The 13,187-nt window shown below is 63.6% G+C and carries 11 protein-coding genes and 1 riboswitch; of the genes, 5 read left to right on the top strand and 6 right to left on the bottom strand.

Annotated elements, in window-relative coordinates; all coding sequences use genetic code 11:
• Positions 1 to 3: 3 nt before the first annotated feature.
• Positions 4 to 1,821 (bottom strand): urease subunit alpha, encoded by a 1,818-nt coding sequence (locus OHA42_RS34230; RefSeq protein WP_406239801.1) that lies wholly within the window; start codon positions 1,819 to 1,821, stop codon positions 4 to 6.
• A gap of 2 nt (positions 1,822 to 1,823) precedes the next feature.
• Entirely contained in the window at positions 1,824 to 2,597 is a 774-nt protein-coding gene (locus OHA42_RS34225; protein WP_406232097.1) for an urease subunit gamma, read from the bottom strand.
• Between the two features lie 617 nt (positions 2,598 to 3,214).
• Here OHA42_RS34225 and OHA42_RS34220 point away from each other — a divergent pair.
• Positions 3,215 to 3,544, top strand: coding sequence for a hypothetical protein (locus tag OHA42_RS34220; RefSeq protein WP_406232095.1), 330 nt, complete (start codon positions 3,215 to 3,217; stop codon positions 3,542 to 3,544).
• A 166-nt stretch (positions 3,545 to 3,710) separates the two neighbouring features.
• Positions 3,711 to 3,911, top strand: a complete 201-nt coding sequence (locus OHA42_RS34215; protein ID WP_406232093.1) for a restriction endonuclease subunit S — start codon at positions 3,711 to 3,713, stop codon at positions 3,909 to 3,911.
• 102 nt (positions 3,912 to 4,013) lie between these two features.
• On the opposite strand, the gene OHA42_RS34210 is transcribed toward OHA42_RS34215, so the two are convergent.
• On the bottom strand, positions 4,014 to 4,439 hold the full coding sequence (locus tag OHA42_RS34210) for a helix-turn-helix domain-containing protein (RefSeq protein WP_406232091.1): 426 nt from the start codon (positions 4,437 to 4,439) through the stop codon (positions 4,014 to 4,016).
• 327 nt (positions 4,440 to 4,766) lie between these two features.
• Here OHA42_RS34210 and OHA42_RS34205 point away from each other — a divergent pair, with 327 nt between their 5' ends.
• Positions 4,767 to 5,702, top strand: a complete 936-nt coding sequence (locus OHA42_RS34205) for a YihY/virulence factor BrkB family protein (RefSeq protein WP_406232089.1) — start codon at positions 4,767 to 4,769, stop codon at positions 5,700 to 5,702.
• Between the two features lie 158 nt (positions 5,703 to 5,860).
• Here OHA42_RS34205 and OHA42_RS34200 read toward each other — a convergent pair whose 3' ends face one another.
• A complete protein-coding gene (locus OHA42_RS34200) occupies positions 5,861 to 6,064 on the bottom strand; it encodes a cold-shock protein (protein WP_328404798.1) in 204 nt (67 codons plus the stop codon).
• A 315-nt stretch (positions 6,065 to 6,379) separates the two neighbouring features.
• Positions 6,380 to 6,814, bottom strand: a complete 435-nt coding sequence (locus tag OHA42_RS34195) for an Hsp20/alpha crystallin family protein (RefSeq protein ID WP_406239800.1) — start codon at positions 6,812 to 6,814, stop codon at positions 6,380 to 6,382.
• A gap of 844 nt (positions 6,815 to 7,658) precedes the next feature.
• Between OHA42_RS34195 and OHA42_RS34190 the strand changes: the two genes are divergently transcribed.
• Positions 7,659 to 7,949, top strand: a complete 291-nt coding sequence (locus tag OHA42_RS34190; RefSeq protein WP_328413311.1) for a MerR family transcriptional regulator — start codon at positions 7,659 to 7,661, stop codon at positions 7,947 to 7,949.
• 1,802 nt (positions 7,950 to 9,751) lie between these two features.
• On the opposite strand, the gene OHA42_RS34185 is transcribed toward OHA42_RS34190, so the two are convergent.
• Positions 9,752 to 11,023, bottom strand: a complete 1,272-nt coding sequence (locus tag OHA42_RS34185) for a hypothetical protein (protein WP_406232086.1) — start codon at positions 11,021 to 11,023, stop codon at positions 9,752 to 9,754.
• 107 nt (positions 11,024 to 11,130) lie between these two features.
• Positions 11,131 to 11,193: riboswitch (guanidine-III (ykkC-III) riboswitch) on the top strand.
• Between the two features lie 808 nt (positions 11,194 to 12,001).
• On the opposite strand from OHA42_RS34185, the gene OHA42_RS34180 reads away from it, so the two are divergent.
• Positions 12,002 to 12,985, top strand: a complete 984-nt coding sequence (locus OHA42_RS34180) for a DUF6461 domain-containing protein (RefSeq protein WP_406232084.1) — start codon at positions 12,002 to 12,004, stop codon at positions 12,983 to 12,985.
• Positions 12,986 to 13,187: the final 202 nt, after the last annotated feature.

Genomic DNA, 13,187 nt, shown 5'->3' with positions numbered 1-13,187 from the left:
CGGTCAGAACAGGAAGTAGCGCTGGGCCATCGGCAGCGCGGTGGCGTGATCCTGCTTGGGGAGCATCTTCTGCCCGTCCACCTCGGTCATGTTGTCCCCTGTCGATTTTCCGCCGATTTCCACCGTGAAGGTCTCGGGGTCCACGTCGATTCCGGGCGTGGCGTTGTTTTCCAGCATGCTGCTCTTTCCGCGGCCCCGGGTGTCTTCGATGGCGCGGAACTGCTTGCTGACGCCGAGCCTTTGGGCCAGCCCCTTGTCCAGGGCCCGCTGTGTGACGAAGTTGAACGAATTGGCCGCGGGGGCCCGGCCCTGAGCTGCCCACACCGCACGCGGCAGGATCGGCTGCGGCGTGGGGATCGACGCGTTGGCGTCTCCCACCTGGGCGTAGGCGATCTGGCCACCCTTGAGGACCAGGTGTGGTTTGACGCCGAAGAACTTCGGCTCCCACAGCACCAGATCAGCGAGTTTGCCGACCTCGACCGAGCCGACCTCGTGGTCGATGCCGTGGGCTATCGCGGGATTGACGGTGTACTTCGCGATGTAGCGGCGGGCGCGATGATTATCCGAGCCGTTGTCACCATCCAGAAAGCCGACACGGTTCTTCATCACGTGCGCGGTCTGCCAGGTACGGATGATCATCTCACCGATGCGGCCCATGGCCTGGGCGTCGGAGGACATTATGGAGATCGCGCCCATATCGTGCAGCAGGTCCTCGGCCGCCATGGTGGAAGGGCGGATCCGTGAGTCGGCGAAGGCCAGGTCTGCCGGGATTTCCGGATTGAGGTGGTGGCAGACCATCATCATGTCCAGGTGTTCCGCGACGGTGTTCACCGTCAAGGGTCGGGTCGGGTTGGTCGAAGCAGGCAGGACATTGGGGTGACTCGCCATCTTGATCATGTCGGGGGCATGGCCGCCGCCGGCGCCCTCGATGTGGAAGACATGCAGGCAGCGCCCGCCGATGGCTTTGATCGTGTCGTCGACGAAGCCGGCCTCGTTCAGCGAGTCTGCGTGGAGTGCGAGCTGCACGCCGGTGTCGTCGCAGACCCGAAGGCACGCGTCGAGGACCGCGGGGGTCGCTCCCCAGTCCTCGTGGATCTTGAAGCCGAGAACACCGGCGTCCACCTGGTTGTACAGCGAGGTCTTGGATGTGGTGCTGCCCTTGCCCAGCAGACCGATGTTGACGGGGAAGTCGTCCAGCGCCTCGAACATCCGGGCCAGATGCCACTTGCCGGGCGTCACGGTGGTGGCGGTGGACCCCTCGGCGGGACCGGTTCCGCCGCCGATCAACGTGGTCACACCGGCCGCGAGGGCTACGTGAATCTGTTCCGGACACAGAAAGTGCACATGGGTGTCCACGCCGCCGGCGGTGAGAATGCGGCCCTTACCCGAAATGACCTCGGTTTCCGGACCGATCACGATGTCGGAGGGAGTCCCATCGTCGCCGTGCATCGGGTCCATCGTCTCGGGGTTGTATGCCTTGCCCAGCGCCTGGATCCTGCCGTCGCGCAGAGCCACATCCGCTTTGACCACCCCCCAGTGGTCCAATACCACCGCGCCTGTTATGACGGTGTCCGCAGGCCTGCGCGTATCGCGCGGGCCGGGATCGCGGGCGATGCTGGACTGGCCCATCGACTCACGAATCACCTTGCCGCCGCCGAAGACGACCTCGTTCCCGCTACGGCCGGGCCCGCCAGCCCAGTCCTCGGTGATCTGGATGGATAAGGCGGTGTCCGCGAGCCGGATCCGGTCGCCGGCCGTCGGCCCGAACAGCTCGTTGTACTCCTCGCGGGTCAGTGGATTCTCGTACGCTTCCCTTTTCATGGTCATCGAGAGGTCCTCCCGTTTCGTCGCGTGGACGCAGGATCGAGAGGGCCGCCCACTTCGCCGCGCAGGCCCAGCACGACACGCTCACCCTCGATAGGCACCAGCTCGACCTCGACGGGGCCGCACTCGGGTTCGAAACGCTGGGAGGTCCCGGCCGCCACGTTCAGCCGCATGCCGTGGGCGTCCTGACGATCGAAGTCCAAGCCGGGATTGGCCTCGGCGAAGTGGTAGTGCGAGCCCACTTGGATCGGACGTTTTCCGGGGTTGGACACATCCACCTTCCTCGTCGAATCCTTCAACTTCTCATTGAATTCGATCGGCGGCTCCCCGTCTGGGTACTCCACCTTTCCCGGATGCACCGGTTGCACCGTCGTGTCCTGAACGGGTTCGACCTTCAGCATGTGTACTGGCCCAGAGGGGTGAGCCGCCTGGTGTGGCTGGATAGGGTTGGTGATCGTCACGAGTTTCGTGCCATCAGGGAAGGTCGCCTCCACCTGGACGTCCTTGATCATCTCCGGGACACCTTCCATCAGCTGATCACGACATAGCTGCTGACGACCGGAGTCCATGATGTCCTGTACGAGCGTCCCCGCCCGCGCCTCTTCGTAGACGTACACCGTCAGCAGCGCCATCGCTTCCGGGTAATTCAGCTTCAGGCCACGTTCTTGGCGTCGGCGGGCCACGTCCGCCGCTACATGGATGAGCAGGCGCTCCTGCTCGTGCGGAGTCAGATGCATGTCGTCCCTCCAAACTTCTTCCTTGACCGGCAGCACACCCACACGACATACGCCCAGACGGCACCCGTATCGGGGTCGCGTCCGCTGCGGTGGCACATGACGGCTACTGGCGATCGATGGCAGGCTGGGCAGCACATCGGCAGGCAGTGCGGAGATGCTGGACTGTCACTCGATAATCGGGACTGTCACTCGACAATCAGAATGAAGAGTCGGTCTTGGTCAGCAGCTCGAGGCCACGGAAGCAATGGCCCCGCGCGATCAACGGAATAGCGGATAGTTTGTGCGGCAACAGGTCTCGCCCTGCCGAGCGCCCCGTAAGCGGCATGAGCGCTCACTCGAATCGAACTGTGGCCAGCACCTGGCGGGGAAGACTGCCAAATCGCACGCTCAGCAGGCCCTCACCTGACGACCGGACATCTCATCGCACAACCGGTCAGAGGTGGTCTCTGAAACGGGGAACGCGACGACTGATGTCGGCACTGGTCATAGAACAGGGACTGGCGATAATCGCCTTGCCCCAGAACGACTTTCGCATTGCCATAGTGTGGAGTGAGTGAAGACTTCGGCATAACCGATGCTGGGAGACATCTAAATCCCCTGTCCCGTTCGGCGTGGAAAGAAGGTGTGCGCTCTGCCTGCCGTACTCGAACTCGTTGCCGTACAAAATTCTACAGTGCGCAACGGGGATCGGTACTGAGATTCCGCAGCAACAGCCAACATCGACGCCTGGCACCAGCTCCGGCAGATCGAAGACAGCTTCCCAGAAGCCCACCTGGCAGATGTTCGCCAACTTAACCGTCAGCAACCAGATCGGAGATCAAACCTACTGGAGCATAGAGACATCCGGCCTCGCGTACCCGATGAGCGCCGAATTCCCGTCGTCGCGGCACGCGCCGGCGATGCAGTCCTTCGACGCGGACATCCACAACCACGCGTCGATCTGGACGCCCGAACCGGCACGCGATCACCCGATCGTTACGTAACACCCTGCCCTGCAAGTTATCTCGTAGTGAGCTTGTCCTTGGCGTACCACCGCATACCAACCCATCAGCCCTGTCGAGGTCACCGACGGGTTTGGCATCACCCAAGCTCACTGCGGCACAGCTCGAGTGGCTGTTTGCCCCCTGACACATCTGAACTGACACACCTATGGAAGCGGCTTCAAAATCACTCGCCGACCTCGAGGTTCCCGTGCCGCGACTCGAACAACAGCAGGCGATCGCGGTTGTGTTGGCAGATCGCGAGCAGCGCATCGTATCCCTGCGTGCGGCACTTCGGGCTGAAGAAGAGGGGCGTGATGTGCTGGCAGAAGCATTGGTCACAGGTGTTGTCAGGGTCGACGGGAGGTAGTCGGCGGCATCCTCGGCAGGCGCCGCGCGTGAAGAAGCCGGATCGTTCATCCGAGGCCGGCCCAGTGCTGTTACTCGGATGGAGGGCATGGTCATGCGCCCGCTACCGAGGTCTTCCGTGAGTGTCTCGGGTGGGTATTCCGTGTTGGCGGAGTGCGGTCAGGATGGTGGTGTGGGCTACGTCGAGATGCTGTGCGACGCGGGTGAGGGACCATCCGAGCTGGTAGAGGTGGACGGCGGTCTCGACTTGTTCGGGGGACAGGCCGTGGCGGCGCATGGGCACATGGTGCCGGTGGAGGATAGTGCTGACCGTGCGCCGTTCGATATCGAATCGGGCGGCCAGTTCATACACGGTGGATCCGGTCTGGTATTCGGTGATCAGTTTCGCGATTCGGTCGGCGTCGAGTTGCCGTGCGCGTCGCGGTTTGGGCCGCTGGGCGGTTGTCGTGGTGTCGGGCAGCTTCTGGATCAGGGTCTCCAGGGCTTCTACCTGCGTTTTCGTGTTGTAGTAAGGTCCCCCAAGGTCCACGTATTAATACAGGTCAGGACCGGTATCGCACCGGTCCTGACCTGCTTCATTTGCGCCGACCCCACGTTTACCCCACGGTTTCGCCCCAATGTTTTCATCATGCTGGGGGACGTGTGGGAGGGTGGCTGTTCCTGACCTGGACGCCGTGGCTTGCGCCCGGACTCAGGGTTGCGCTCGAGGTGCACCAGCGCTGCCCGCGACCAGTCTCGGGCGTGGCTTGTCGACAAAGTGCGATCAATCGAGGCCCGGAGGCTCACGACCTGTAGCCGGCCATGTGTTTTGGGTGACGGCGCCTGGGTATTCGCGTGCTGGCCGGGAGGTGCGTGGATGACTGTTGAGCGGGTGTCGGGCCCGACGGACCTGCGGTGGAGGTCCTGGCGTGATGCGCTGTGGCGCACGATTGGCGCGGTCTGGTCGGACAAGCTCACGGATTGGGCTGCGGCGCTGACCTATTACAGCGTGCTGTCGCTCTTCCCGGGTCTGTTGGTGCTCACTGCGGTTCTCGGCATGCTGGAGCCCAGCTCGACGGATACGCTGATCGACACCGTTGAGCAGCTCGGACCGGGCAGCGGTATCGCCCTTCTCGTCGACGCGATCGAGAATCTGCAGAATGCACGTTCGCTGTCGGGGCCCGTGGCGATGGCCGGGCTTGCCGTCGCGGTGTGGACCGCCTCCGCCTACGTCGGCGCGTTCATTCGCGCCGCGAACTCGATCTACGAGATCGATGAAGGCCGTTCGATGTGGAAGACGTTGCCACTGCGGCTTGGATTGACCGTCGCGCTGCTGGTCGTCGTCGCGGCGTGCACGGTCGGGGTGGTCGCCACCGGAGCGGTGGCTCGCGAGATCGGGGCGTGGCTCGGTGTCGGCTCGGCGGGTGTCCGGATCTGGGATGTACTCAAGTGGCCTGTGTTAGCTGTGCTGGTGAGTTTGGTGTGCGCGCTGCTCTACTGGGCCTCGCCGAATGTTCGGCACCCTGGGTTCCGTTGGCTGACACCGGGAAGTGTGCTTACGGTAATTGTCTGGACCACTGCCTCAGCCGGATTCGCGGTCTATGTCGCGAATTTCGGTTCGTTCAACAAGGTTTACGGCTCGTTGGCCGCTGCGGTGGTCTTCCTGGTGTGGTTGTGGATCACGAATCTCGCGGTGCTGATGGGTGCGGCGTTCGATGCCGAACTAGCGCGTGGGCGCGGCATCGAGCAAGGACGGTCACCTGATGCGACCCCGTTCCTACCGGCGCGTGACGAACCCGACACTGCCGCTTGATGAGCGGTCGTTCACGGCGTGTTCGCGTTCCGCTTTTGCGGGCGCGCTGTTCTTTCGGGATCGGGCCGGCTTGTTGAATGCCTGGCGGAGCCCGGCGCTACACGAATGAGAAAGGCCCCGCACCTCGATGGTGCGGAGCCTTTACAGGTCACGCTGGATCAGATAGCGCGGACATCCTGGGCCTGCGGACCCTTCTGGCCCTGGCCTACCTCGAACTCCACGCGCTGGCCCTCTTCGAGCGACTTGAAACCCGCCCCGCCGATAGCCGAGTAATGCACGAAGACGTCAGGGCCGCCTCCGTCTTGAGCGATAAAGCCGAAGCCTTTTTCACCGTTGAACCACTTCACACTGCCTTGAGCCATGTTTTTAACAACTTCTTCTCTGTAGGTGAGCCGTGCAGATCACTTCGATACGCCCGGTCTCAAAGCCAACTATGCCATGAACCGCAGAATCCGCACGTCCGGGGCTCGTGGACCAGCACTCGACACGGTCGACCGGAGTCACGAGGACAGCGAACGCTCGTCGCGTTGTTCCGGCCTCCCACACGATCGGGTCGGTCTCAGCGAGCGGCTGTTCGGCCGGTTGAGGTGCTGCGCAGGGACGTGCACGACGCGAGCCCGGCCGAGATGGCCGGGCTCGCGGAGTACCTGTTCGTTTTTCCGGCGTACTCGTTCGCGTCAGGCGTTGATGACCTGCCGTCGGTTGCTGCGTTCGATGTCGATCTTGCGTGGCTTGGCTTTCTCCGCGATCTGGATGCGAAGTCGCAGCACACCATCGTTGTAGTCGGCGCTGATGGCCTCGGTGTCGAGGGACTCGCCGAGGAACAACTGCCGACTGAACACACCCCGTGCTCGTTCCGCGGCGATCAATTCCCGGCCCGCGTTCAACTCCGAACGCTGTGCTCGCACGGTGAGTACGTTGCGTTCGACATCCAGATCCAGCGAATCCGGATCGACGCCGGGTAGATCCAGCTCGACCACGAATTCCTCGCCTTCGCGCCACGCATCCATCGGCATCGCCGCCGGACGTGCCGCAGTGCCGAATACCTGCTGTGTGAACCGGTCCAGATCCCGGAACGGATCGGTACGCATCAACATGGTCGCCACCTCCAACTGTCCTTTCATCTCGAATCTGCTGGCAAGATAATCTGTGCCAGTGGGTGCATATTTCTTATAGCACCGGGGGTGACTGTGTGCAACCAGCGAGCGTCGACAGGATTCGTCCCTGGCGTAACCCTGTGGGATGGTGCGCTGCTTCGGGCGCGCCGTCCCGGCAAGGAAAGGCCTGTACGCCGGGTTTATTCGTGCACCCACGTGCTGTTGACCGGGCCGGGGAGCGCTGTTGGGCGTGTCTTGCCTCGCAATGGTTGCCGCTCGTGACAGTCGAGCGGTTGCGGCCGTCAATGGTGGAGTGGGCTACGGATCGGCGAAGAAGAAATCTGTAGTGGTGAATGTAGACAACCGATGCAGACTGTTGTACTGTCGCTCTTGTTCAGAGAGTAGGAAGTCCGGTGGCCGTGGCAGAGATGAACTGCCCGGAAGATGTTAGGTTCGGCCGTCCCCTCCGGCTGGGGTGAAGTAGTTGATGTTTGGTTTACCGCCGGAGGGGACGAAGAACACCGCAAGAAAGCGCAGGAAGCGTCTCGACGAGTTTCCGGGCGGGACCGCGTCGCTGGTTGGCGCGGGGTGCGCATCCTACGAACCGGGAGGTGGTCTACGAGCAAACACATACGCACTACGCGTCATTGTGGACATGTCCGGACGCGGTGTGCGACACCGGCCTTGCCGGCCGATAGTCGGAATTGAACAACAGATAGATCGACCCCAGGCCCCGGCGCTGTATGCGCCGGGGCCTGGGGGCATGAAATCCTCGAGAGGTGTAGTGGAAGATCCGCAAGCGAACCCTGACAGCACGCCCGCCGACCGGCTCGATGACGATGACTACCCCGCCTACAGCATGGGCCGGGCCGCGGAAATCGTCGGAGTCACTCAAGCCTTCCTGCGCGGTCTCGACGCCGCTGAACTGCTGACCCCGCAACGCTCCGAGGGTGGCCACCGCCGCTACTCTCGCTACCAATTGCGTATCGCGGCTCGGGTCCGGCAACTCGTCGACGAAGGCAACCCACTCGAGGCCGCGTGCCGCATCGTCATCCTCGAAGATCAGCTCGCCGAAGCCCAGCGCATCAACAGCGAACTACAGCAAACCCTCCGAGATGGCCGGGGCAAGGATCGGCACCCGCCGGAGTGACGGACCAACGGCGGCCGATCCGCTGTCGAAACATGCGGAACCGATTCGCGCTGCCGACTGGAAGGTCACGCGTGGGTGGGCAGCACTCGGTGATCTGACCCCGTGTCCGGGATTTGATCTCGTCGCGGAGTGGCCACACTTATTCGACGCCGCTACTCGCGGTTACCCCACGCTTTCGCCGGTATACACAGCCGCCAAGGCCACCCGCCCAAGGCGCGGACCTCCGAGTCGGAGGATCTATCACGTCTATTCAGGGTGCATTTTGTCTGCCTGAGCGGGGCCCCGGCCGCCATCACGGGACATGATCCTGACGCTCGCTGCCGGGGATGCGACCGGCGACCGAGGGTGGCAACGCCACAGACCGTAGGCAAGACGACTGCACGGAAATCGGCGCTACCGAGCGTTCGAGGTAACTCGCGGTGCAGGTTGCGTATCGTGTGGCGGTTCGCGGGTGTGGGTGCAGACTTGAGCCGGCCCCACAGTTACCCCACTCTTTCGTCATCGATGTGACGTCGACGTCGGGTGCCTACCGGGGGGAGGACTGCTCGCGGAGCCGAAGGGAGATCGTCGGCCGTATTGCCTTTTTCCCTGCTCAGTCGTCTGCTCGGGTGTCACGGACCGTCTTGGACGCAGTGGGCCGGGAGGCTGGGTTGCCGCCGGTCGACTTGACGTTCTGGCGAGCGGGTCATAGAGGGTTGAGTATCCGTTGTGGGGGTGCGTTCGGGGTAGCCCGGTGGGGAGGTCGTGCAGTTCGGACTCGACGGGAGTTCCTCGCTGTGCGCTGTATTTCCGTTGTGGCCGAACGTAATTCGGCGACTTCATAGTCGGAGGGTGCGGCCACTTTCGTTGCCGTCGCGGGGGCGATCGTTGGTGTCGGTGCCGAACATCGAGGTCTCGCCGGACCGATTAGTCTCATGAACCTCTTTGTGGGGGTCAGGGGTTCGAGTCCCCTTGGCTCCACCATGACGGCCATACTCGAACCCGTGACCGGAAGAACGCCGGCCAGGGTCGGTTAGGCCGTTTTGGCATGTAGGGAAGCCTCCGCTTTGCGGGGGCTTCTTGTTTTTGTGCTGGTGGAGCGGCTTTGTGATCCGTGCAGGCTGGTCGCCCGGCTCACACAGGCTCTGCTTGTCTCAACAATTGGCGACCTCGCTCCAGATGCCCATAGCGAAGTTCGCGAAATCGCGGAACAGGTTCAGGATGACGCCCTGCCACGGCCGCAGCCTGAGTTGACACTCATACAGCTTGCGCGATCCTACCCGAATTGAGGAGCGCTCTCCGAAAACCCTGAATGGGCGCGGCCTTAGAGCATTCGGGCTACCGGCGGCGCCGGTTCGGGCTGTCTCGCTCGGCTATCGCTCGGCTCGCGCACCATTGGTTGGTCTCGACTCGCCCTTGCCCTTTCTGGCCAACCGGTGGAGTGCATGTATTCGTTTGTCGCACAATTCCTCCGTGTCCGACGAGTGACTCTCGCAGCTACCGGTCACGTAGACCATGGCGGCGATCGCCTTTGCCTGCGGAGTTCGGCGGCGGTGCTAGGGAGTGCTCGGGGCACCATTGCCGCATCGCGAGCTGGCCGCGTCCGTTGCCGGTAGAGGCGGTGAACTCCACGAGCCCCAGCCATACCCCGTTCGTGTTGATACCGGCACGAACTGACGGCGGAACCCGGAGCGGAATCCGCGTGGTTCTGGTGATCTTGCGCGTACTATCCTCGGGTCGCGAGAGGACCACCACCGCACCGGCGCTGGTGATTACGCCCCTCGCGGCGGCGAGCACGAGATTGCGCAGCCCGGGAATCGTCCTTATCGCGACACCTCGAGTCCCGGATTCAGGGCGATCTCCTCCAGCACCGCGAACGGCAGAGGCTCATCGGCGGCATCGGTGGAGCTGACCTGGATCTGCACCCCGGACCGGCGAGTGACGGTGACGGTGCGGGACGGCGAGCTTCCCAGCTCGCTGGACTCGACCACAGTCCCGTCCGGCAGCCGCCGCGTCGCGCCGCCGTAAGAGGAAGTATCGGGCTCCTGCGGGAGGGGTTGCTCGGTGCTGATCACGATGGCCAACCGCGATTGCCGGCCGGGCGTGGTTACTCGAACCGCCTGGCACACGCCGCCGCCCCTATGCCCTGGCAGCAGCGTCCCCAATGGCCGGTCCAGGGTCACACCGTCGAGCGGGATCTGGGCCAGCACCGCATCCCATCGACGAGCCTGGGCCTGATCGATCACCGCGCCGGATTTCGAGAAGGGCAGGCAGACCTCGGGCGGGCTCGACGTTCCGGGCGGAACCGGCGCGCTGATGCGTAGTTCGGGATCGGTCACGAGCGCGACGAGTTCATCGATGGCCAAGGGGACGGCTCGGGGACGGCCGCTGCCCTCAGCGGGTTGATCGGTGGCGTTCGCGTGGGCGACGGATCCGTCGGGCAGGTAAGCGGTGGCGTCGCGCGTAAGGGTGCGAACCCCGTTGATCTCATACCAGGTGTCATCGGTATCGACGATCGTGCCATCGGGAAGGTGGCGCCGTTCGTCGAGTTCGCCGGCGACGCACGGTGGAATCGGCTTGGTGGCTTGGCGCACGGTCACCGACAGCGCGCCCGCTCGGTCACCGCGCAGCAGCGTGGCGTTCGCACTGGTCCAACCGCCGAATTCCTTGTTCTGCGTGGCATCGCCGAGGATCGGCTGGAACACCAGCGAGCGCGTTACCGGGGCGAAGGCGATCTCGACATCACCGGGCAGCCCATCCTGCAGCGCCTGCGTCATCGCGCCCGCCTTGGGACCGGAGAACCACGGATAGGACGGATTGTCGTATTCGTATGTGACGGAGTGAACCATCCCGAACGTTTGCCCTTCCCGCGGAGGTTCCACGACATCACAGCCTGGGATCTGCACCGGAAACGCGACCGGCGGAGTGACATAGGAGTTTTCGGCCCGAGCTGTGGGCTCCGACGGCTCCGGCTCGTGCACCAGCCAGGCGATGAGGTAGCCGGTCGCGGCGATCGCGGCGCAGGTGAGACCGACCGTCCATCTGTTCACGGCCGGGGAGGGCTGGGCCGCGTCGTTGTCATCACCGTTTTCCATGTCCTGCATTGTGTCTGCCGGTACCGACATGCTGCACACTTGGCCGGATACGGAGAGAAAATCACCACCCTCGAAGCTGCCGCGGCACTGAATTTGCCGTGATGGAGGTCGGTCCCTCGATGGAACTCCGGACGAGCGAGCGTACCCGGCGCGCGACAAGACGGCCCTGGAATCGGTTTCGGCGCTGAAGGTCGCGTTCCTTGTCGGGATTGTGGGCTGAGTGATCGGACTCGAAGTCTGCATTAGTGTTCGGCCGACGGGAGACCCGCGTCGACCGCCTCGGATCGCGGCTCGAGAGTGCGTTGCTGCCGGAGGTCAGCCGGTCCGGTAAGGCGCAGACCACCGAGCCGACCCGTAGGGGTACCGACTTCTTTGGGCCGAAGGTTGCGTGCTGCGTCGGAACTGCAACTGGTGGAGGGCACGTATTCGATGTCTGCACTATTCGTGGTCGCTGCCCCCCGATGGGGCCCGAGGCGGGTACCACTCGCGGAGCCCGCGGGCACTAGCCCCAAGATGGCAGCAGTGAGGACGTGATCACGCGCCGTTGGGCTGTCCTGCCGAGAGATCGGAGCGGATTTCGGTGGCAGTTCATGTCTTGAGCGGCAACCAGTCCAGCCCACCGGCCAGCAGGTCGTGCCGAGCTCGAACCGCGCGGTATGCGGCATTACTGCTCGCTATTGTCAAGTAAGGCCAGCTCTGTCGCCCTCGGATTTGGCCTGCTGCTCGGGCGGCGTCGTACTCAGTCAACGACGCGGCGGCCTTCTGTAAGCACCCGCCGCGCGACAGCTCGAAAACGCTGCAGGGAAGATCGCGGAAGCTCAGCGCACCTATGCCGAGCACCGGCGAAACCAGCTGTAGCCGTATCGGATTGTGCAGAAATCCGCGGCAAAGACCTGGAAGCGCAGCGGCACAAGAAAATTCGCCGCGCGGCGAGCACGTTAGACTCACGTGCAGCCTTGCTTGACGAAAGGTGATCCAGTGGCTGTCGATGATTTGGCGTGGGCGGACGGTGGGGGACGAGATTCGCTGGGGGAGATCTACTGTCTCACCTTCATCCGTGATGTGGACGCTGCGGAGGCGTTGCGGCGAATGGGCGGTCTGCCCGGCACGTTCGCGACCCGCACGTGGTCGGATGTCGGGGACCTGGACAACGTCGACGATGGATATCCCGAGATGGCGATGGCGTTACCGCTGGGCGGGTGGACCGTCGTATTCGAGTCGGGCGGGTTCAACGGCATCAGCCTGACCTCCGCGTTGTCACACGGAACCGAGGCGCTATCGGTGCTGCGGCACGACTACGCGTCTCCTGCGTTCGCCTATGCGGTCGATGGCGTGTTGATCACGGGGTTCGATCCGACCTGCCCCTACCCGCACCTACGGCACGGCGCCGATCCCGACCGCCTGCTCTCCCACATGCTCGAAGTCGGATTCGCTATGGGAGACAACGAGGACGACGAGGACGACGATTTCGACGAGGACGACGATTTCGACAACAACCACGACCGCCCCCACGGGCGTTGCCTACGGTTGATCGAACAGTTCACCGGCCGTCTGCCTACGTTCGAGGCACTCAACGGCCCCCTGATGAGTGCACAGATCGCACCCTGGTTCGCCGAAGCACGCAACGATCCGGCTGTTCGACCCGGCTACGACGGCCCCGTCGATGCGGTCACCGAAGTACGACGGCTCACCAGTCTGCACGGCTTGACCGACACTCCCGGCCTCGCCGACGCACTCGCCGCAGCAGAACGCGGAGAGCCTGTCTCGATCGCCCCCGACAGTTCACTCGGTGAACATGTGCGCAGCTGGCTTACCGAGCACCGGCGCGCCGGTAGGGCAGTGAATGGCGGTGAAGGACGGTGGCGGATGACCGAGATCGAACGTGACCGCGCGTTCGATCTCGGGTTGCTCACCCGCGCTCTCGGCGCCGCCATCCAACCCGGCCCCACCGCTGCGGGTTGACAACACGCTCGGACCGGCAGAACCCCCGGCTGTCCATGGGTGTTCGGCTGCCAGAATTGGCTGACATAACCACACACTCGAACGGGCTAAGAACCCGCACGATATTCGGCATTACAGAGCATTCGGTGAAGCCGGGATGATGGCCGTCGCGCTGAAGGCGACATACCTAAGCCGGAAGGACAACAGCACAATCAACCAACCA

This window comes from Nocardia sp. NBC_01009 (assembly GCF_045208035.1).
In the GTDB taxonomy this organism is placed as follows: domain Bacteria; phylum Actinomycetota; class Actinomycetes; order Mycobacteriales; family Mycobacteriaceae; genus Nocardia.
This window is presented reverse-complemented; position numbering and strand designations above follow the sequence as displayed.

Bases quoted from the DNA above. Each gene is read 5' to 3' on its own strand.
- OHA42_RS34185 (WP_406232086.1), bottom strand. From the start codon at position 11,023: ATGGAAAACGGTGATGACAACGACGCGGCCCAGCCCTCCCCGGCCGTG.
- OHA42_RS34200 (WP_328404798.1), bottom strand. From the start codon at position 6,064: ATGGCTCAAGGCAGTGTGAAGTGGTTCAACGGTGAAAAAGGCTTCGGC.
- OHA42_RS34230 (WP_406239801.1), bottom strand. From the start codon at position 1,821: ATGAAAAGGGAAGCGTACGAGAATCCACTGACCCGCGAGGAGTACAAC.
- OHA42_RS34205 (WP_406232089.1), top strand. From the start codon at position 4,767: ATGACTGTTGAGCGGGTGTCGGGCCCGACGGACCTGCGGTGGAGGTCC.
- OHA42_RS34215 (WP_406232093.1), top strand. From the start codon at position 3,711: ATGGAAGCGGCTTCAAAATCACTCGCCGACCTCGAGGTTCCCGTGCCG.
- OHA42_RS34190 (WP_328413311.1), top strand. From the start codon at position 7,659: ATGGGCCGGGCCGCGGAAATCGTCGGAGTCACTCAAGCCTTCCTGCGC.